Annotated in this window: 18 protein-coding genes; 9 read left to right on the top strand and 9 right to left on the bottom strand. The window is 65.5% G+C overall.

Translation table 11 applies throughout. The features are described from left to right. Positions 1-15 precede the first annotated feature (15 nt). Genes Q1W26_RS08245 through Q1W26_RS08235 form a run of 3 tightly spaced genes read right to left on the bottom strand, consistent with a single transcriptional unit; the run spans position 16 to position 1459 of the window. Positions 16-225: a BrnA antitoxin family protein gene (locus Q1W26_RS08245; RefSeq protein WP_300438319.1), complete on the bottom strand. Its 210-nt coding sequence runs from the start codon at positions 223-225 to the stop codon at positions 16-18. A 10-nt stretch (positions 226-235) separates the two neighbouring features. Next, entirely contained in the window at positions 236-517 is a 282-nt protein-coding gene (locus tag Q1W26_RS08240; protein WP_300438317.1) for a BrnT family toxin, read from the bottom strand. 42 nt (positions 518-559) lie between these two features. After that, positions 560-1459: a radical SAM protein gene (locus Q1W26_RS08235; RefSeq protein ID WP_300438315.1), complete on the bottom strand. Its 900-nt coding sequence runs from the start codon at positions 1457-1459 to the stop codon at positions 560-562. Positions 1460-1688: 229 nt separating this feature from the next. Between Q1W26_RS08235 and Q1W26_RS08230 the strand changes: the two genes are divergently transcribed. Next, positions 1689-2453 (top strand): cation transporter, encoded by a 765-nt coding sequence (locus Q1W26_RS08230; RefSeq protein ID WP_300438312.1) that lies wholly within the window; start codon positions 1689-1691, stop codon positions 2451-2453. Here Q1W26_RS08230 and Q1W26_RS08225 read toward each other — a convergent pair whose 3' ends face one another. From Q1W26_RS08225 to Q1W26_RS08210, 4 genes are read right to left on the bottom strand one after another with little or no spacing between them, the layout of a single operon-like run. Beyond that, positions 2454-3602: an MFS transporter gene (locus tag Q1W26_RS08225; RefSeq protein ID WP_300438309.1), complete on the bottom strand. Its 1149-nt coding sequence runs from the start codon at positions 3600-3602 to the stop codon at positions 2454-2456. A 24-nt stretch (positions 3603-3626) separates the two neighbouring features. Further along, complete coding sequence (asd, locus tag Q1W26_RS08220) at positions 3627-4469, bottom strand: archaetidylserine decarboxylase (RefSeq protein ID WP_300438307.1); 843 nt, start codon at positions 4467-4469, stop codon at positions 3627-3629. Positions 4470-4516: 47 nt separating this feature from the next. Beyond that, a complete protein-coding gene (locus tag Q1W26_RS08215; protein WP_300438305.1) occupies positions 4517-4720 on the bottom strand; it encodes a heavy metal-associated domain-containing protein in 204 nt (67 codons plus the stop codon). 22 nt (positions 4721-4742) lie between these two features. Further along, entirely contained in the window at positions 4743-5198 is a 456-nt protein-coding gene (locus Q1W26_RS08210; protein WP_300438303.1) for a PACE efflux transporter, read from the bottom strand. A 133-nt stretch (positions 5199-5331) separates the two neighbouring features. Here Q1W26_RS08210 and Q1W26_RS08205 point away from each other — a divergent pair, with 133 nt between their 5' ends. Both Q1W26_RS08205 and Q1W26_RS08200 read left to right on the top strand, forming a co-directional pair. Then, the gene (locus Q1W26_RS08205) at positions 5332-5892 is read left to right on the top strand and encodes a DOMON-like domain-containing protein (RefSeq protein WP_300438301.1); all 561 of its coding nucleotides are present in this window, start codon (positions 5332-5334) and stop codon (positions 5890-5892) included. Further along, positions 5889-7097 carry a DUF1343 domain-containing protein gene (locus Q1W26_RS08200; RefSeq protein ID WP_300438300.1) on the top strand — a complete coding sequence of 403 codons (1209 nt, stop codon included), beginning with the start codon at positions 5889-5891 and terminating at the stop codon, positions 7095-7097. The genes Q1W26_RS08205 and Q1W26_RS08200 overlap by 4 nt, the downstream gene beginning before the upstream one ends. 41 nt (positions 7098-7138) lie before the next feature. Here the strand turns inward: Q1W26_RS08200 and fliW are convergent, their stop codons facing one another. Together fliW and Q1W26_RS08190 are read right to left on the bottom strand one after the other, a co-directional pair. Continuing rightward, positions 7139-7567, bottom strand: a complete 429-nt coding sequence (fliW, locus tag Q1W26_RS08195) for a flagellar assembly protein FliW (protein ID WP_300438298.1) — start codon at positions 7565-7567, stop codon at positions 7139-7141. Positions 7568-7788: 221 nt separating this feature from the next. Then, the gene (locus Q1W26_RS08190) at positions 7789-9306 is read right to left on the bottom strand and encodes a DEAD/DEAH box helicase (protein ID WP_300438297.1); all 1518 of its coding nucleotides are present in this window, start codon (positions 9304-9306) and stop codon (positions 7789-7791) included. A 356-nt stretch (positions 9307-9662) separates the two neighbouring features. Between Q1W26_RS08190 and Q1W26_RS08185 the strand changes: the two genes are divergently transcribed. The 6 genes from Q1W26_RS08185 to Q1W26_RS08160 all read left to right on the top strand — a co-directional run bounded on the left by Q1W26_RS08185 (position 9663) and on the right by Q1W26_RS08160 (position 18134). Next, complete coding sequence (locus Q1W26_RS08185) at positions 9663-10520, top strand: neutral zinc metallopeptidase (protein WP_300438296.1); 858 nt, start codon at positions 9663-9665, stop codon at positions 10518-10520. Between the two features lie 262 nt (positions 10521-10782). Beyond that, positions 10783-12060, top strand: coding sequence for a PAS domain S-box protein (locus Q1W26_RS08180; RefSeq protein WP_300438293.1), 1278 nt, complete (start codon positions 10783-10785; stop codon positions 12058-12060). Further along, the gene (locus tag Q1W26_RS08175) at positions 12057-12701 is read left to right on the top strand and encodes a response regulator transcription factor (RefSeq protein WP_300438290.1); all 645 of its coding nucleotides are present in this window, start codon (positions 12057-12059) and stop codon (positions 12699-12701) included. Before Q1W26_RS08180 ends, Q1W26_RS08175 begins: the two co-directional genes overlap by 4 nt. 185 nt (positions 12702-12886) lie before the next feature. Continuing rightward, positions 12887-13300 (top strand): hypothetical protein, encoded by a 414-nt coding sequence (locus tag Q1W26_RS08170; protein WP_300438287.1) that lies wholly within the window; start codon positions 12887-12889, stop codon positions 13298-13300. Then, positions 13297-17127 (top strand): response regulator, encoded by a 3831-nt coding sequence (locus Q1W26_RS08165; RefSeq protein WP_300438284.1) that lies wholly within the window; start codon positions 13297-13299, stop codon positions 17125-17127. The genes Q1W26_RS08170 and Q1W26_RS08165 overlap by 4 nt, the downstream gene beginning before the upstream one ends. Continuing rightward, complete coding sequence (locus Q1W26_RS08160; protein ID WP_300438282.1) at positions 17124-18134, top strand: HD domain-containing phosphohydrolase; 1011 nt, start codon at positions 17124-17126, stop codon at positions 18132-18134. Before Q1W26_RS08165 ends, Q1W26_RS08160 begins: the two co-directional genes overlap by 4 nt. The last annotated feature ends 11 nt before the right edge of the window (positions 18135-18145 follow it).

Raw genomic sequence — 18145 nt, 5'->3', positions numbered from 1 at the left:
GGTTTGTCCGCCGCGTCACTTCCACGCCAGATCCAGCTTCCGCCCGCTACTGGCGCAATCACGCAGGTAAAGATTGATCAAACTCTGGTAGGGGATGCCGGTTTCTTCGGACATGGCCTTGAAGTAGGCGATGGAATCCTCGTCGAGCCGGATCGTGACGGATTTTTTGAGTTGGGCGGCGTAGGGGTTCTTGCGGGCGTTGCTGAAGTCGTATTCGTCGCGCATGGCGGGCCTTTCAGGGGTAAAAGCGGGCTTCGTGCCGCGTGGCCTTGCGGGCCGAGATCAGGCGGATGATCCCGTCTTCGGTTCGGTAGCAGTGAGCCACGATGAGCAACTGAAGCCGGTTGCTGAGGCCGAGGATCAGGAAACGGTCTTCACCTTCTGAGTGGTCGGGGTCGTCGATCAGCCGGGCGCGTTCGTCGAAGAATACGGTTCGGGCCTCTTCGAAGCGGATGCCATGCTTGGTTTCGTTGATGGCCGCCTTGTGTTCGTCCCACTCGAAATGCAGATCGCTCATGACTTGAGTGTAGTTACGTTGTATTGAGGTTTCAAGCCCGAGCTACAGCCCCCGCGCCCACGCCGGCCGCAGGTGGGCGGCGTCCGGTGCGGCGATGGCGCTGCGGATTTGTGCCAGCAGCCGGGCCTTGTCGGCGCCCAGGGTGCCTTTGAGCACCAGCCAGTTGCTGGCGTGGTCCGACCGGAAAACCGTGCGCTTGAGTTCCAGTTGAGACAGGAAGCGCTCCATCTCGACGAACAGCCCGTGCTGGCCGAGGGGTTCCCATTCCGGAAATCCGGCGCGAAAGCGGGCTTCGCCCTGGGGGAAGCTGACGACCAGCGTGGACAGGTATTCGGGCTGGGTGGCGTTGGCGAGGCGGGCGGAGTTGTCGGCGTGCTGCTCGCTCAGCACCTGGCCGCCGAGGCCGTTGAGGATCATCACCGAGCGGGTGATGCCGGCGGCGCCGAGCTTGGTGAGGGCGTCGACGGTGGTGGCGCAGGTTTCGCCCTTGTTTACCTTGGCGAGCACCGCGTCGTCACCGGATTCGGCGCCGAGGTAGACCATGGCGAGGCCGGCTTCGCGCAGCTGGACGAGTTCGGCGACGGTCTTCTTTTTGAGGTTGCGGGCCAGGCAGTAGCTGGAGACGCGATGCACGGCGGGCATGTGCTCGCGGATCGCGGCCAGGATGGCGAGCAGGCGCCGGGTGGGCAGCACCAGCGCGTCGCCGTCGGCGAGAAAGACGCGCCGGATCTGGTCGCCGTAACGTTCGCCGGTGTGGCGGATGCTGGCCAGCACTTCGTCTTCCGTCCGGGCGCGGAAGGCTTTTTGCGGGCCTTCATACATGGTGCAGAAAGTGCATTCGTTCCACGAGCAGCCGTCGGTGACGGGCAGGATCAGGGATTGGGCTTCGCTGGGCGGGCGGAAGACGGGTTCGACGTAGCGGATGGGAATCGTGGCGGGCATGGGCGGTGGCCTGTGGGGCGGTGGGGCGATGGGCGATTGTGGCGCCGGGCGGGTGGCGGTTCAAGGCTGTGGCATGCTTTGGCGCTTGCGGAGGGAGTGACAGATGGCTGATTCGTGTTCGTCGTCGGGTTGCGGGTGTGCTGGATCAAAGGCCTTGCCGGGCGGTGCCTTGCCGGCTGGGGCTGGGGCTGGGGCGCCGCGTTTTCGCTCGGTTTTTCGCATCCCCGGCATGGATTGCCCGGCCGAAGAGGTGCAGATTCGCGCTGCCCTGGGCGATGTGGCCCGGCGGCTGGATTTCGATCTGCCCGGGCGGCGCTTGACGGTGCTGCATGCGGTGCCGGTGGGCGTGGTGCTGGGCCGCCTGAAAGCGCTGGGGATGGGCGCGGAGCTGGCCGAAAGCGGCCCCGCGCCGGATGAGCCCTTGGCGTCGGCGGCGGCAGACCCGGCCGGCGAGCGGCGCACGCTGGGCGTGCTGCTGGCGATCAACGCGCTGATGTTTGTCGTCGAGGCGCTGGCCGGCTGGTGGGCGGAATCGTCCGGCCTCGTGGCCGACGGCCTCGACATGTTTGCCGATGCGGCGGTGTATGGCGCGGCGCTGTATGCGGTGGGGCGTGGTACGGCGGCCCAGGGGCGGGCGGCGCGGCTGGCCGGGGTGCTGCAGCTGGTGCTGGCGCTGGGGCTTTTCGGGCAGGTGGCGCAGCACATGATTTACGGGGCCGAGCCGCTGGCATTGCCGATGATGGTGGTGTCGGTGCTGGCGCTGTGCGCCAACGCGGCCTGTTTGCTGCTGGTGGCGCGTCATCGGGACGGCGGCGCGCACATGCGGGCGAGCTACATTTTTTCGGCCACCGACGTGCTGGCCAATCTGGGGGTGATCGTGGCCGGGGCGCTGGTGGCCTGGACCGGCGCCCCGTGGCCGGACTGGCTGGTCGGCAGCCTCATCGGGGCGATGGTGCTGGCGGGGGCGCTGCGGATCCTGAAGCTCAAGCCCTGATCAGGGCGCCCGCCGCACCAGCGGCCACAGCGCCACCAGGCCGAGCAGCGGCCCCGGCAGCAGCAGCCAGGCGACCTGTTCGTGGAGCGTGGGCCACAGGCGGGTGGTGAGGGAGATGGAAACCATGGTGATGGCAAAGCCGATGGCATTTTGAAAGGCCAGCGCACTGCCGACGATTTCTGGTGGGCAGGCGCGGGCCGACAGCGCCGAGAAGTGCGGCGAATCAGCCACCACGCTGGCGCCCCACACCAGCATGGCGGCGCCGAGCAGCCATTCGGGCGCGCCCTTCAAGAGCGGGTAGAGGGCGCAGCAGGTGGCCGAGATGGCCAGCGCGACGGCGGCCACGCGGGCGCTGCCGAATCTGCGGCTGGCGAATCCGCCGAGCACGCAGCCGACGGCGCCGATGCCGATCACCGCGAAGGCCGGCCCGGAGGTGGGGCCGGAGTGCACCGCGCCAACCAGCAGCGGCACCAGCGTCCAGAAGGCATACAGCTCCCACTGGTGGCCGAAGTAGCCCAGTGCCGAGGCGCGAAAGCGCGGTTCGGCGAAGGCCAGCAGCACGCGGCCGAGGCGCAGCGGGTGGGCGCCGGGTTTGCGGATGAGATGCGGGCCGTCACCGAGGCGGGCGATGAGTCCGGCCGCGAGCACGGCCAGCCCGGAGGACACCAGCACCGTGGCCTGCCAGCCCCAGCCAGTGTCGAGAAAGCGCACGCCGTGGGGCAGCGCGGTGCCCAGCGTGAGCATGCCGACCAGCCAGGCCAGCGCGGCACCGGCTTGCTGCGGCACCCAGCTCACCACCAGTTTCATGCCCAGCGGGTAGACCCCGGCCAGGGCCAGCCCCACAGCAAATCGAAAGGCGAGCGCGCTGCCCATGCCGTCGGCCAGCAGCGCAAAGCCGGCGTTGGCCAGCGCGCCGAGTAGGGCGCAGACGGCAAAGATGCGGCTGGCCGGAAACCGGTCGGCCAGCCCGCTGAGGGAAAACGTGAGCGTGCCGATGATAAAGCCGAGCTGCACCGCGTTGGTGAGCTGGCCGAGATCGGCCGCCTGCAGGCCCCAGGCGCGCATCAGGTCGGCCCCGGCGCTGTTGGCCGAAAACCACAGCGAGGTGCCAAAAAGCTGGGCGATGACGATCAGCGGCAGCGGGCGCATGGCGGGCTTGGCGCGGATGGGGCTTCAGCGGCGGCCCATGGCTTCGCCCATGCGCAGCGGCCGGGCGGGGGCCCAGTCGGGGGTGAACTTGAGGCGGCTCTTGGGAAAGAGCATGACGACCGTGGAGCCGAGCAGGAAGCGGCCCATTTCGTCGCCCTTTTTGAGGGTGACCTCACCGGCGGCGTAGTCCCATTCCTTGATCTTGCCGGGGCGCGGCGGGTTGATCTGGCCGTGCCACACGGTGGCCATGCTGCCGACGATGGTGGCGCCGACGAGGGTGAGCACGAAGGGGCCGTCGTCGTTTTCGAAGACGCACACCACCCGCTCGTTGCGGGCGAAAAGGCCGGGTACGCCGCGGGCGGTGGTCGGGTTGACCGAGAACAGCGCGCCGGGGATGTAGATCATCCGTGTCAGCCGGCCGTCGCAGGGCATGTGGATGCGGTGGTAGTCGCGCGGGCTGAGGTAGAGCGTGGCAAATTCGCCGTCGTGGAACTGCAGCGCGAGGTCGCGATCGCCGCCGACCAGCGCGGCGGTGGAGTAGCTGTGGCCCTTGGCCTGGAAGATCTGGTCGCGCTGGATGCGGCCGAACTGGCTGATGGCGCCATCCACCGGGCAGATGTAGTCGGCCTTGGCCAGCGGGCGGGCGCCTTTTTTGAGCGGCCGGGTGAAGAATTCGTTGAAGCTCGGGTAGCTGGCGATGTCCGGGTTGGCGGCTTCGGCCATATTGACGCCGTAGCGCTTGACGAACCAGCGGATCACGCCGGTGGTGAGCCCGCCGGCCTTTGCGCTGGCGAGCTTGCCGGCCAGCACGGTGAGCGCCTGCTTGGGGATCAGATACTGGGGAAGAACGGCAAGGCGGTCGGACACGGCGGAATCCTGGTGGAGGCGAAGGGGCGGATTATAGCCGCCAGTCTCTATCGGGTCGGAAAGCCGGCGTCCTCGATGGCGGCGCGGATGTCGCCTTCCGACACCATGCTGGTGTGGTCGATGGTGGCCTCGCCGGTGGCCAGCGACACGTCGGCGTGGTTGATGCAGGGCAGATCCTGGATGGCGTTCATGACGGTGCGCAGGCAGTCGTCGGACTGCATGCCGGTGATGATGAGGGTGGTGGTGGGCATGGCGGGGCTTTCGGGATGGATGTCAGCGCGATTCGCCGACGGGCTGGGTGATGGGAAAAATCTTGTCGTAGGCCAGGTTGAAGACGAAGGCGTAAGCCACGTAGGCGACGGCCAGGCCGATGTCGGCGATGAGGGCGGCGCGCCAGCTCATGCCGGTCCACCACACGATGAGCGGCAGGCCCATGAGCAGGATGCCCAGCTCGAAGCCGGTGGCGTGGAGCGTGCGCGCCAGCCACGGGCGAAGGTCGGCCGGGCGGCCGGTGAGGCGGCCTTCGATCCAGTCGAAGGCGGTGTTGTAGACGCCGTTCCAGAGCGATGCCAGCAGGGCCAGTGCGGCCATCAGCGCGAGGGATTCGCCGCCCGGCTGGCCGGTGAGCCAGATGTAGGGCGGGGTGATCAGTACCAGGCCGCCGACTTCGAAAAGCGCGATCTGGCGAAGGCGGTCTGGCAGGCTGCGCAGTCGGGGAGGAGCGGTCATCGGGGCTGAAGCAGGCGGCAGACGCAAGGGTCGGGGCCAAGAGTTTAACGCGCCCGGCCAGACCCGCTAAACTGCCGGGCGGCCGGTTTGCGGCCCGCTGGATTGTGCTCGATTGTTTTTGACCCGAATCTTCATGCCCGCAGCCTTTTCAACCGAAACCACGCTCGCCCTTGCCTGCCACCCGGACGCTCCGGATGCCGCCGTGCAGGGCATTGCCGTCAGCCTGACGCGCGCGCCGGATGGCAGTCTTGCGCTGCGTTACCGGCTGGCGGGCACGCTGGCCGCGCTGTGCATCCCTGACGCGGCCACACCGCTGTCGCCCGAGCGCTTGTGGGCGCACACCTGTTTCGAACTGTTCGTGGCAGAGCCCGGCACGGACGCCTACCGCGAGTTCAACTTCTCGCCCGGCGGCCAGTGGATGCGCTTCGATTTTTGCGCGTATCGCCAGCGCGTGGCCTCGCCGGCCGGCCCGGCGCCGCAGATCGCCGTGCAGGCCGGCGACGGCGTGCTGGAACTGCACGCGCTTCTACCTGCCCAATTGCTGCCGCCGGGCGAGCTGATCCTTGGCCTGACGGCCGTCGTCGAGAATAAAGACGGCTCCCACCGCTACTGGGCCTTGCGCCACCCGGCCGGCCAACCCGATTTCCACCACCGCGATGGCTTCGCCTTTGCCCTGAAAGTGTCGACCCCATGATTCAATTCGGCCTAGACCGCCTGCTTGCCGATCCCGCCCTGCGCCGTCCGCTGGCCGGCAAGCGCGTCGCCCTCCTGGCCCATCCGGCCTCCGTCACCCGCGACCTGACCCATTCCCTCGATGCGCTGATGGCGCTCAAGGATCTTCACGTCACCGCCGCCTTCGGGCCCCAGCACGGCCTGCGCGGCGACAAGCAGGACAACATGGTCGAGTCGCCGGACTACTTCGACCCGCAGCACGGCATTCCGGTGTTCAGCCTGTACGGCGAAGTGCGCCGTCCGACGGCGACGATGATGGACCGCTTCGACGTGTTGCTCGTCGATCTGCAGGATCTCGGCTGCCGCATCTATACCTTCATCACCACGCTGCGCTATGTGCTCGAGGCGGCCGCCAAACACAAGAAGGCCGTGTGGGTGCTCGACCGCCCCAACCCCGCCGGGCGGCCGGTGGAAGGCACGCTGCTGCAGCCGGGCTGGGAAAGTTTTGTCGGCGCCGGCCCGCTGCCGATGCGCCACGGCCTCACGATGGGCGAGCTGGCGCGCTGGTTCATCGCCACCCTCAAGCTTGATGTGGAATGCGAAGTGATCACGATGGAAGGCTGGGCGCCGGACGCCGCGCCCGGCTACGGCTGGCCGCTCGGCGAGCGCAGCTGGATCAACCCGAGCCCCAACGCGCCCAACCTGTCGATGGCCCGCGCCTACGCCGGCACCGTGATGCTGGAAGGGACGACCCTGTCGGAAGGGCGCGGCACGACGCGTCCGCTGGAGCTGTTCGGCGCGCCGGACATCGATGCCCGGCAGGTGATCGCCCACATGGAAGTCTTCGCGCCCAAGTGGCTGGCCGGCTGCCGGCTGCGCGAGTGCTGGTTCGAGCCCACCTTCCACAAGCACGCCGGCAAGTTGTGCAGCGGGGTGCAGATCCACGTGGAAGACCCGACCCACTACGATCATGCTCGCTTCCGCCCATGGCGCGTGCAGGCGCTGGCCTTCAAGGCAATTCGCCGCCTGCAGCGCGATTACCCGCTGTGGCGTGATTTTGCCTACGAATACGAGCACGACCGCCTCGCCATCGATCTGATCAACGGCTCGGAAATCCTGCGCGAATGGGTGGACGACAAGGAATCCCGCCCTGGCGACCTGGACGCGCTGGCGTCGGCCGACGAGCGGGCCTGGGAAGAGACGCGGAGGGCGTTTCTGCTGTACTGACAGCGTTTGAGCGCCGCCCCCCGGAGATACGGACTAACGCTTCAGGCGACGGCTTTCAGCGTGACGCTGGTGTCGACCCGGCCGATGACCTTCTGCAGGCCGAGGCGGGTGGCGGTGTTCAGCACCAGCGGGGCCATCAGGTTGGCGTGCACCGGGGTGTCGTCGACGCTGGCGCGCACGATCAGCAGCACGCTCACGTCGTCGGGGTTGGTCAGTTCGAGGCTGGCCGTTTCGGCGTCGGTGAGGGTGAATTCATAGTTGAGGCCGAGGATGTCCGGCGTGGTGACACTGAACACGACTTCCGGGTCGTCCAGGCATTGCAGGATGAAAAGCCGGGGCGATTCGCTTTCGGCGGCGTGCACCAGCGTGAACTGCCGGCAGTTTTCGAAACCCGGGAGGCCGGCCGGAAAGCTGAGAACCCGGTCTGCCGAAACGTCCATTTCGCCAACAACGGGACTGGTGATTTTCATGGTGTTTCCTCCTTGGAAATGGGGTGGGCAAGGCGAGAAAACCCTGCCATCGTCATGCTCATTTTTCATGATAGGCGGCGGGCAGACGATTGACCGGCGAAAGTGAGGGGTCTTTGGCCCGCTTTCCTGGTGATGCGTTGCGATGGGGCATGAAAAAGGGCACCCCTTGGGGCGCCCTTCGAAAAAACACCGGACGGTGAAGTCCGGGTTTTCAGTGCAGCTTAGCGGTCGCGATTGAAGGTGCGACCTGCGCGGGGCTTGCCTGCGCCGCTGCCTTCGCTGCGACCACCACCAAAGCCGCCGCCGGCGTTGTGGTGGGTGGAGCTGCGCTTGGCCACGTGGGGGAACTCGGTGCGGTGTTCCGGGTGACGCGGGGCTGCGGTGGCATCGCGACGGGTGTCGCTGTTGCCGGCCCAGGGGCTGGCCGGGCGGCTTTCGCCGTCGCGGCGCGGTTCGCGGTCGAAACGGCCGGCGCCGGAGCCGAAGCCACCGGACGGACGCTTGTTGTCGCCGAAACGCGGGGCGTTGCCGTAGCTGCGGCCGCCGTCACGACGGGGGCCGCCACCGCCACCGGGGCGACGGTCGTCGGCCGGCATGGTGCTGCGCGGCTCGAGGCCCGGCAGGGTATGCACGGCCAGCGGCTGGCTGGTGTAGCGTTCGATGGCGCGCAGCAGGCGCACGTCGCGGCGCTCGGCCAGGCTGATGGCGATGCCGCTGGAGCCGCCGCGGCCGGTGCGGCCGATGCGGTGCACATAGTCGGCAGCAACCTTGGGCAGGTCGTAGTTGATCACGTGGCTGATGGTGCGCACGTCGATGCCGCGGGCGGCGACGTCGGTGGCGATCAGCACGCGCAGGTGGCCACGACGCAGTTGGTCGAGGGTGCGGGTACGCATGCGCTGGTTCATGTCGCCGTGGAGGGCGGCAACCGAGTGGCCTTGCGATTCGAGGTTGAGCGTCAGGGCGTCGGCGTCGCGCTTGGTGGCGGTGAATACGATGGCCTGTTCGACGCCCACGTCGCGCAGGATGCCGTCGAGGAGACGGTTCTTGTGACCGATGTCGTCGGCCACCAGCAGGCGCTGTTCGATGTTCTCGTGGCGCGCTTGGGCATTGTTGATCTCGATGCGTTCCGGGTCTTTCAGCATGCGTTGCATCATGCGGGCGACCTGACCGTCGACGGTGGCCGAGAAGAACAGGGTCTGGCGCGTGGCGGGCAGCTTGGCGACGATGGCTTCGATGTCGTCCACGAAGCCCATGTCGAGCATGCGGTCGGCTTCGTCGAGGATCAGGATCTCGAGACGGCCGAAGTCGATGCGGCCGCTGTTCATCTGGTCCATCAGGCGGCCGGGGGTGGCCACCAGGATTTCGTAGGGGCTGGACAGCAGCTTGTTCTGTACGGGGTAGGGCATGCCGCCGACCACGCTGACGGCCTTGGCGTAGCGCAGGTTCTTGCCGTAGCCCTTGCAGGCGTCGGTGACCTGAACCGCCAGTTCACGGGTCGGGGTGAGTACCAGCACGCGGGGGCCGCGGGCTTTGATGGTGGGCTCAAGGGTAAGGCGCTGCAGCGACGGCAGCATGAAGGCTGCGGTCTTGCCGGAGCCGGTCTGGCTCGAAACGATCAGATCCTTGCCGGCGAGCGCGGCCGGAATGGCGGCTTGCTGAACGGCGGTGGGTTCGGTGTAACCGGCTTCGGTAACGGCTTTTACAATGTTCTCGGACAGGCCGAGGCTGGCGAAATCCATATTCGCTTCCTTATCTTTGTATTGCGGATGCGGTGCCCGCGAAGAAAAAACGGCAACGCGCCGCTGCGCAGAAGTGCGAGCGGCAGTAAGGCTGCCTGACTGGCATATCGGCACTAACCGATCAGGGCAACCTCACGTCGAATACGGGAGATATAGGAAGGCTAGGGACGATCTGACTCGGTGCGAACCGCTTTGCACCGGATCGACAACTATAGTCTGAAAGCCGAATTGACACAAGGAAAATGTTGCGGCGCAAAAAACGCCCGTCGTCGCTTCTGCTAATCTGACGGGCTGACAATCGTGGGCATGTCCTTTTTGTCCCCAATTTGCGATCAGCTTCCATCAAAGGATCTTCCATGCGTTTCGACAACAGCCGGGAAAGCAGCAACGTCGAGGACCGGCGCGGCGGAGGCGGCGGAATGCCCATCGGCGGGAAGGGCATCGGCATCGGCACCATCGTACTGGCGCTGGTGGCGATGTATTTCGGGGTGGACCCGAGCGTGGTGCTGAATCAGGCGGTGCAGTCGCCGGCGCCGAGCGCCAGCGTCCGTCCGTCGGGCCCGCCCGCCAACGACGCGGAGACGAAGTTCGTCCGTCACGTGCTCGCCGAAACCGAAGATACCTGGCAGCAGATCTTCCGCCAGAACGGCAAGGAGTATGTCGACCCGACCCTGGTGCTGTTTTCGGGCGCCACGCGCACGGCCTGCGGCACGGGGCAGGCGGCGATGGGGCCGTTCTACTGCCCGGCGGACCAGAAGGTGTATATCGACCTGGGTTTCTATCAGGAACTGAAGAACCGCTTTCAGGCACCGGGCGATTTCGCCCAGGCCTACGTGATCGCCCACGAGGTGGGCCATCACGTGCAGAACCTGCTGGGCATCTCCGAGAAGGTGCAGGCGGCGCGGGAGCGGGCCGGCGAGCGCGAGGCCAATGCGCTGTCGGTGCGTCTGGAACTGCAGGCCGATTGTCTGGCCGGCGTGTGGGCCAAGAATGCGGATGCGGCCCGCGGCATTCTCGAGGCGGGCGACGTGGACGAAGCGCTGCGCGCCGCTGCGGCGATCGGCGACGACAACCTGCAGAAGCAGGCCCAGGGTTATGCGGTGCCGGATAGTTTCACCCACGGTTCGGCGGATCAGCGCACGCGCTGGTTCAAGCGCGGGATGGCGTCGGGCCAACTGGGCGCCTGCAACACTTTCCAGGCGAAGGCGCTGTAGCCGGGTTCCTGTCCCTCATCCGCGGCGGCGCGGCCTCGTGGCCGCAACTGCCCGTCGGATCCTCTGCGGTTCCGTCCGTTTCCTTGCCATGCGGGATGCCTGTGCCTGCCGGCGCCGTTCATTCAGTCTGCATGTCTTTGCGCTAAAGTTTTTTCATGAATTCCCGTTGAGCCGTTGTGGCTTCTCGTGACGAAAGCATGTTCGCGCGTCACGAGGGATCGAATTCATTTTCCGTTGCGATCCCGTCTTCTTCGGCTCGCCGATGTATGCGACGGAAATCCTGGCCGAAGCCGCCTCGGCCGGTGCAATTGCGGAACGGGAGCGTGTTGCGGCGCAGCAGGTGGTGACAATGCAACTTGATGGCTCCGTATTGAGCGGCAAGGCCAAGGACGAACTGGCAGGGCTGATTCTGAAGACCATCGCCGAGGCCGTACTGGTCGTGGCGGCGGACGGACGTGTCGTCGGCTTCAACGCGAAGGCGTCTGCGATGTTCGGCTATCCGGACGACGAGTTTCTCGGGCTGTCGGTCGAGGCGCTGATTCCGGAGCGCTTTCGGCGCAAGCATCGAATGATGCGGGAAGGGTTTTCGGCCGATTCCCCGCCGCGCATGATGGGCAGCAATCGCGATCTTTACGCTTTGCGTCGCGACGGGAGCGAATTTCCGGTCGAAGCCGGCCTCGGACCGATGATCGCCGACGGCGATGCCTATGTGATCGTCAGTCTGGTGGATATGACCGCCCGCAAGCGCGCCGAAGAGGAAGTCCTGCGCTTGAACGCCAGGATGGCCGATTTGCTCGAGGCGCGGACGATGGTGCTCGAGGATACCCGCCAGACCCTCCGCGCGCGCACCCTCGAGTTGCGGGATGCGCTGGCCCGCTTGGCGGATGCCGAGCGGCGGAAGGCCGAACAGGAGCGAAAGCGCCTGAGTCTCGAACTGCACGATGAGATCGGTCAGCAGCTGACCGCTCTTTCGATCAACTTCGAGATGATCCATCGGCGGTGCACCGATCCGGCCGCGGCCGTGCCCATCCGGAACGCCTCCGAGATCATCAAGGGGCTGTTTGCGAGCATCCGCGAAATCGTTACCCAGCTGCGTCCCCCTCAACTGGACGATCTCGGTCTGCCGGCCGCTCTGCGATGGCATCTGGACCGGGTCCGGCAGACTTCTTTCCTGAAGATCACGTTCGATGAAAACCTGGGCGACGCGAGGTTGCCGCCGGACGTGGAGATGTCGTGCTTCCGCATCGTGCAGGAGTCCATCACCAACACTTTGCGCCACGCTTCGGCACGGGTTCTGGAAGTGAGGATCACCCGTGCGTCCGGGCAGATCGGCCTGAGCATCAGCGACGACGGGGTGGGTTTCGATGCCGATCGGCTTGGCGCCGACAACGATCGGTGCGGGCATTTTGGACTGGCGGGAATGCGCGAGCGGGTGCTCGGAATGCAAGGCCGCTTTGCCGTGATCACCGCGCCGGGGCTGGGGTGCCGGATTCAGGTCGATATCCCCGTTGCGCCCTTGACGGACCAGGTGGCGTCATGACGGTCCGGATCCTGATTGCCGACGATCACAAGCTCGTGCGGGCCGGTCTGGCCATGTTGATCGAGGAGATTCCGGGCTACGAGGTGATTGCACAGGCAGACGACGGCGTCTCGGCCCTGGAGAGTGCGATAGGGCTGAAGCCCGATGTGATTCTGGTCGACATCAACATGCCGCGCATGTCCGGCCTGGAATGTCTCGCCAAGTTGCGCGAGCAGGTGCCGGAGATTCATGTGCTCATGCTTTCGATGTATGCCAACGAAGAGCATGTCATCCGTTCCCTGAACCTGGGCGCGCGAGGCTACCTGCTCAAGGATGCGACGCCATCCGAACTGGAACTGGCGATCCGTACCGTGGCGGACGGCAACCTGTGGCTGTCGGCCGCCGTTTCGACCCAGGTGCTGAAGCGCTATGGCACACGCGGTCAGCCCGCCGGCGAAAAGGACGACGTGCTGACGGCGCGTCAGCAGCAGATTCTCCAACGTCTGGCCGAGGGGGCGTCGATCAAGGAGATTGCATTTGAGCTGAGCGTCAGCATCAAGACGGTCGAGACCCACAAGGCCCAGATCATGGAGCGCCTGGGCCTGCACGACATTCCGGCGCTCGTCCGCTACGCGATTCGCAACGGCATCGTGGCCCTTTGAGACGACGGCCGGCCGCTTCCCGATTCGGATAGCAGGGTCGGATGTGGCGCAGGCGCCTCAGGAATTTCGAAAGTCGGACGTCGAAATCCCCGATGGCTATGCCCATGACGCAGCGCTAGTCTTGGGTCAAGCATCGAGGTCCTCGATGCAGGCAGCCATTCCGGTGCCGTCGCTTGGGGAAAGCCATGAATTCAGTGCGAATCATCGTGCATGACCGGAATGCCGAGAGGCTCCAGGCGGTGGCGATCCAGTTGCTGGAAATGGGCAATGTGGAGGTGGCCACTTCGGCGCACTGGCTGGATTCGATCCGGAAAATCGTGGCGTGGAATGCGATGGCTATTTTGTATGGCCACGAATCGCTCCCCGATGGTGCCAGGCTGTGGTTGCGATTGCTGGCGGGTATCGATTCGCCGCCGGCGGTGGGCTTTTACGGCAGGTGCACGGACGTCATCGACCTGGAGTCGAACTGCCAGCGCTTCAAGCTGCGCTACCTGGGATGTTTTGCGTTTCCCATCGACGGTCTTCGCCTGCGCAATACGGTGACGATCCTGCGTCAGTCGATTGTCTGCGGATCGCTTGAGCAAGGAGGCGCGCGATGACTATCGCTGCACTGAGCGGAAAGGGTGCGCTGTCGTTGCACCGGGCCTTGCTGCTGGGGTTCTCGGTCGTGGTGATCTGCGTTTCGGTGCTGATCGGCCACGCCGAACTCGCCCGCGAGAAGGCGGCGCTGGATGACATCCTCAATCGGCACGTCGCGGCCGGAGCACGTTCCGGCAGCATCTATCTGCGGGAGCAGTTTGAACGCTTCGGTGAAGACGTCCGGGTGCTGACGGCGATTCCTCCGGTCGAGGGCTACGCACGGGCGCGACGGAACAACGGCAAGGATCCGTTTGGCGGCTCGAGTGCCGACGAGTGGCTCAAGCGCATGGCGACCATCTTCACGGCCATGATGCAGCCGAATCCGCTCTATATCCGCATGCGCTTCATCGGCATCGACGACAACGGACGGGAAATCGTGCGCGTCGATCAGAACGACGGATTGATCTCGCGCAGTCCGGAAGGAGACCTTCGGCAGCATGGGGACCAGGACTATTTCCAGGACACCATGAAGCTCGCGTCCGGCCAGATCCACTTGTCGAGCGTCTCGCCGAACCGCAGGAACGGTGTGGTCGAGAAGCCGTTCAGGCCGGTGCTGCGCGTGGCTACGCCCGCCTATACGGGCGATGGCGAACTGGTCGGCATCTTTCTCATTAGCATTGACTTCGAATTGCTGTGCGCACGTCTGGGCGAGCGGATTCCCGGTTCGCTGCAGGGATTCCTGGTCAGCGACGACGGCGATTTTCTGTGGCATCCGGACAAGCGCCACGCGTTGGGTTTCGAGACCGGCACGCCTTATCGCGTGCAGGACGAGTTCGACGGGCTGGACATGAGCGGCGTCCGGGCGATGAGCGAGGCCGCGACCGCGCGCTCGCAGGTGGGGCGGGACGGGCCGATGCGGCTTTTTGCGATCCGCGTTCCCTACAACGACACCGAGGCCCGCCGTGCCGTGACGGTGATCGTCGAGTCCTCCGAGCAGGAGCTTACCCAGATGCTCGCCGCGACGCGGCGATCCCTGCTCATGTCCGGGGGCGGTCTTTTGCTCGTCGTGCTGCTGTTTACCGGCGTGTTCCTGCGCAAGGCGCTGAAACCGCTGGGCCAACTGACGACGGCCGCCACCGAGATTGCGCGGGGAAACTACCGGGTCGAGATTCCGGAGGTGGCGGGCAAGGAGATGGCGGCGCTCCGCGCCGCGTTCATTTCGATGCAGAGCGAGGTTTCCGCCCGGGAGGCCGAACTGTGCAGTCACCGCGACCGCCTGCAGGAACAGGTCGGAATCACAAGCACCGAGGTGACGGCGATCGTGCAGTCGGCGGTCAATGGTGTCGTGACGGCGGATGAAAATGGAATCATCCGGATCTTCAATCCTGCCGCCGAAAAGATGTTCGGCTGGAATGCCGCCGATGTGGTCGGTCAGCACTTTTCGGTTCTGATGGAGTCCGGCCCGGCGGCGAGTGGCGACTTCATCGCGGCATCCGTACTCTCCGGCAAGGGTCGGGAGGTCGTTGCCCGCCGTCGTGACGGTAGTAGCTTCCCGGCCAATCTGGCGGTCGGTCACGAAAGGCTCTCGGCTACCCGGCTTCTTTTTGTCGCTTTCATCTCGGACATCACGCTCCAGAAAAGGCGGGAATCCGAACTGGTTCAGGCCAAGGAAATGGCGGAGTCCGCCGCCCGCGCCAAGACCGAATTTCTTTCCAACATGAGTCACGAGATCCGCACGCCGATGAATGCGATCCTCGGTCTCGCCTACCTGATGGAAAAACAAGAACTGCCTGCCGAATCCCGCACGATGGTGCAGAAGATCCACGGCGCGGGGCGTTCGCTGCTGGCCATCATCAACGACATTCTCGATTTCTCGAAGATCGAAGCCGAACGTCTGGAGCTTGAGCATGTTCCGTTCCGGCTTTCGGATGTCCTCGACAATCTGGCCACGATCATGGCTTCGACCCTGGGCGTCAAGCCGGTGGAGCTGGTGGTGGGGTCTCCGCCGGCGGGCGCGGACTATCTGACCGGCGACGGCCTGCGTCTCGGGCAGGTGCTGATCAATCTGGTCAGCAATGCCATCAAGTTCACCGAGCGCGGAGAAGTCACCGTCGCCATCGACAAACTGGATGACGACGTTACGACGGGGCGGGCGGTCGTGCGGTTTAGTGTTCGGGACACGGGCATCGGCATTCCCGAAAGCAAGCAGAAGCAGATTTTCCAGGCCTTTTCCCAGGCGGATACGTCGACAACGCGCAGCTACGGCGGAACCGGCCTGGGGCTGGCGATCAGCAGCCGTCTGGTGGAACTCATGGGTGGCGTGCTGGCGGTGAACAGCGTGCCCGGGCAGGGCAGCACGTTCAGTTTCACCCTCTCCTTCGAACGCAACGAGCCGGCGGGCACGGCCGTGCCGGAGATGACCCATCAGCGCGTATTGATTGCCGACGATCATCCTTCGGCGCGTCATGCGCTGGCCGACGTCACCGCAGGGCTGGGATGGAGTTCGGAGGTCGTGGAGTCCGGCGCGCAGGCCGTGGAGGCCGTTCACGAAAGCGAGGACAAGCCGTTTGACGTGATCCTGCTCGACTGGCGGATGCCCGAACTGGACGGTCTGGAGGCCGCCGAACGCATCCGGAATGTCGCCAGCCAGGAATCCTCACCCATCATCGTCATGGTGACGGCCTATGACCGCAGCCAGTTGCAGCGGGTCCCTGGAAGCCAAGTCGCCGATGTCGTGCTCACCAAGCCGGTGACGAGTTCATGCCTATACAACGCGGTGCAGGAGGCCAAATGCCGCCGGGGCAGTCTGACGCCGGCACTGCATGCCTCGGCCGTGGTTCAGCGGCTGGTGGGCATTCGGGTTCTGGTTGTGGACGACAGCGACATCAACCGCGACGTGGCCGAGCGCATCCTGAGCGGGGAAGGGGCGAGCGTGGAACTTGCCGGCGACGGCAGCGCTGCGCTGACGGCGCTGGGCAACAGTCCGGACGGATTCGACATCGTGCTGATGGACATGCAGATGCCGGTCATGGACGGCTATACCGCAACCCGCCAGATTCGTGCGACCGAAGCGCTGGCGAAGATGCCGGTCGTCGCGCTGACTGCCGGCGCGTTCAAGGCCCAGCGCGATCTGGCGCTCAAGGCCGGCGTGAATGCCTTTGTGGCCAAGCCGTTCGACGTGGAGCAACTGGTCGACACCATCGTCGAACTGACACGCGCTGCGTCCCCGAGCGCGTCTCCGAAAGCGGCGCCGAGCGGATCGCCCCCGTCCTCGCATGTGGTTCTGAACAGTGCCCGCGCCGTGTCCATCTGGCGGGATATGGACGCCTACGGCCGGCTGCTCAGGAAGTTTGCCCAGACCTATGCCGACTCCATCGACGGGATCGTGGATCTGACCGCCGCCGAAGCCGCCGCGCTGATGCACAAGATGCGGGGTGCCGCGATGCAGCTCGGGCTCGAAGCGCTGGGACACCAGGCGGGCATCGTCGAAGAGTGTCTCGTCGACGGGGGCGATCCGGGCGCCGATCTGCCCGCCTTGCGCAGCGCGATGGCCGCCGCGCTGCACGCGATCGACGGCTATGCCGGATCGGATGCCGCCCCGCCGCGCGACGCGCCCAGGCTCGGGAACGACGCACTGCTATGCGGCTTGCAGGAACTCGATGCCGCGCTCGATAGCGACGATATCGACATGATCGAACCCCTGATCAAGCAGCTTGCAGGCAGTCTGCCGGCGGACGTTCTGGCGCCCTTGCGTCGCGCCGTCGATGCCTACGATTTCGCGGAGGCGCGGCAACTCGTCCGCGGCGCGAAGAACCGGTTTCAGTGTGTAGCGGAGGTTTTGTCATGAACGGCCCAATTCTCATCGTCGATGACGAACCCATCAATCTCGATGCCATGCGCAGCGTTCTGGCTGGCGAACATCGACTCGTCTATGCACGCAACGGGCGAGAGGCGCTGGCGGCAGCCGTCAAGCATCGAACGTCCCTGATCCTGATGGACGTGGATATGCCCGACATGGATGGCTATACGGCCTGTCGGGCGCTCAAGGCGAATCCCGCCACCGAGCATATTCCGGTCATTTTCGTCACCAGTCATGACGATGCGCGGGATGAGGCGCTTGGTTTTGCCGCGGGGGCCGTAGACTTCATCGCCAAGCCCATCTCGGCGCCCGTCGTGCTGGCGCGGGTGAGCATCCATCTATCCCTGGTGCGGGTAACTCAGCTCGAACAGAGCTATCGGGATGCCATCGGCATGCTTGGCGATGCGGGTCATTTCAACGATACGGACACCGGCATGCACATCTGGAGGATGGCCGCATACTCCCGCGCGTTGGCCGAATCCCTGGGGTGGAACGCCGAGCGATGCGAAACCCTCGAACTGGCCGCACCCATGCACGACACCGGGAAAGTCGGCATCCCCGACGCCATCCTGCGCAAACCGGGAAAACTGGATGCAGGAGAGTGGTCGGTGATGCGGACCCATGCGCAGATCGGCCACGACATTCTCGCCCGCTCAAGGGCGCCGGTTTTCCAGCTCGCGGCGGAGGTCGCCTTGTGTCACCACGAAAAATGGGACGGCAGCGGCTATCCCCACGGGCTAAGCCGGGACGAGATTCCCGAGTCGGCACGGATCGTCGCGCTCGCCGACGTATTCGATGCGCTGTCGATGAAGCGTCCCTACAAGGACGCCTGGCCGATGGACAAGGTGATGTCCACCCTGCGGGAAAGCAGCGGCACTCATTTCGAACCGCGCCTTATCGAAGCCTTTGAAGACGTCCTGTCGGATATCCTGGACATCAAGGCGCAATGGGACGATCGGGATTGTCGGGGTATCGCCCATCTGGAGCAGGTTTGAGCCCGCTGGCC

It is taken from the genome of Zoogloea sp. (assembly GCF_030157465.1).
In the GTDB taxonomy this organism is placed as follows: domain Bacteria; phylum Pseudomonadota; class Gammaproteobacteria; order Burkholderiales; family Rhodocyclaceae; genus Zoogloea.
This window is presented reverse-complemented; position numbering and strand designations above follow the sequence as displayed.

Excerpts from the sequence above, each read along its gene's own strand:
- Q1W26_RS08235 (WP_300438315.1), bottom strand. The coding sequence starts at position 1,459 with ATGCCCGCCACGATTCCCATCCGCTACGTCGAACCCGTCTTCCGCCCG.
- Q1W26_RS08230 (WP_300438312.1), top strand. The coding sequence starts at position 1,689 with ATGGATTGCCCGGCCGAAGAGGTGCAGATTCGCGCTGCCCTGGGCGAT.
- Q1W26_RS08205 (WP_300438301.1), top strand. The coding sequence starts at position 5,332 with ATGCCCGCAGCCTTTTCAACCGAAACCACGCTCGCCCTTGCCTGCCAC.
- Q1W26_RS08165 (WP_300438284.1), top strand. The coding sequence starts at position 13,297 with ATGACTATCGCTGCACTGAGCGGAAAGGGTGCGCTGTCGTTGCACCGG.
- Q1W26_RS08200 (WP_300438300.1), top strand. The coding sequence starts at position 5,889 with ATGATTCAATTCGGCCTAGACCGCCTGCTTGCCGATCCCGCCCTGCGC.
- Q1W26_RS08245 (WP_300438319.1), bottom strand. The coding sequence starts at position 225 with ATGCGCGACGAATACGACTTCAGCAACGCCCGCAAGAACCCCTACGCC.
- Q1W26_RS08160 (WP_300438282.1), top strand. The coding sequence starts at position 17,124 with ATGAACGGCCCAATTCTCATCGTCGATGACGAACCCATCAATCTCGAT.
- Q1W26_RS08170 (WP_300438287.1), top strand. The coding sequence starts at position 12,887 with ATGAATTCAGTGCGAATCATCGTGCATGACCGGAATGCCGAGAGGCTC.
- Q1W26_RS08180 (WP_300438293.1), top strand. The coding sequence starts at position 10,783 with ATGTATGCGACGGAAATCCTGGCCGAAGCCGCCTCGGCCGGTGCAATT.
- fliW (WP_300438298.1), bottom strand. The coding sequence starts at position 7,567 with ATGAAAATCACCAGTCCCGTTGTTGGCGAAATGGACGTTTCGGCAGAC.
- Q1W26_RS08225 (WP_300438309.1), bottom strand. The coding sequence starts at position 3,602 with ATGCGCCCGCTGCCGCTGATCGTCATCGCCCAGCTTTTTGGCACCTCG.
- Q1W26_RS08215 (WP_300438305.1), bottom strand. The coding sequence starts at position 4,720 with ATGCCCACCACCACCCTCATCATCACCGGCATGCAGTCCGACGACTGC.
- Q1W26_RS08185 (WP_300438296.1), top strand. The coding sequence starts at position 9,663 with ATGCGTTTCGACAACAGCCGGGAAAGCAGCAACGTCGAGGACCGGCGC.
- Q1W26_RS08240 (WP_300438317.1), bottom strand. The coding sequence starts at position 517 with ATGAGCGATCTGCATTTCGAGTGGGACGAACACAAGGCGGCCATCAAC.
- Q1W26_RS08175 (WP_300438290.1), top strand. The coding sequence starts at position 12,057 with ATGACGGTCCGGATCCTGATTGCCGACGATCACAAGCTCGTGCGGGCC.
- Q1W26_RS08210 (WP_300438303.1), bottom strand. The coding sequence starts at position 5,198 with ATGACCGCTCCTCCCCGACTGCGCAGCCTGCCAGACCGCCTTCGCCAG.
- Q1W26_RS08190 (WP_300438297.1), bottom strand. The coding sequence starts at position 9,306 with ATGGATTTCGCCAGCCTCGGCCTGTCCGAGAACATTGTAAAAGCCGTT.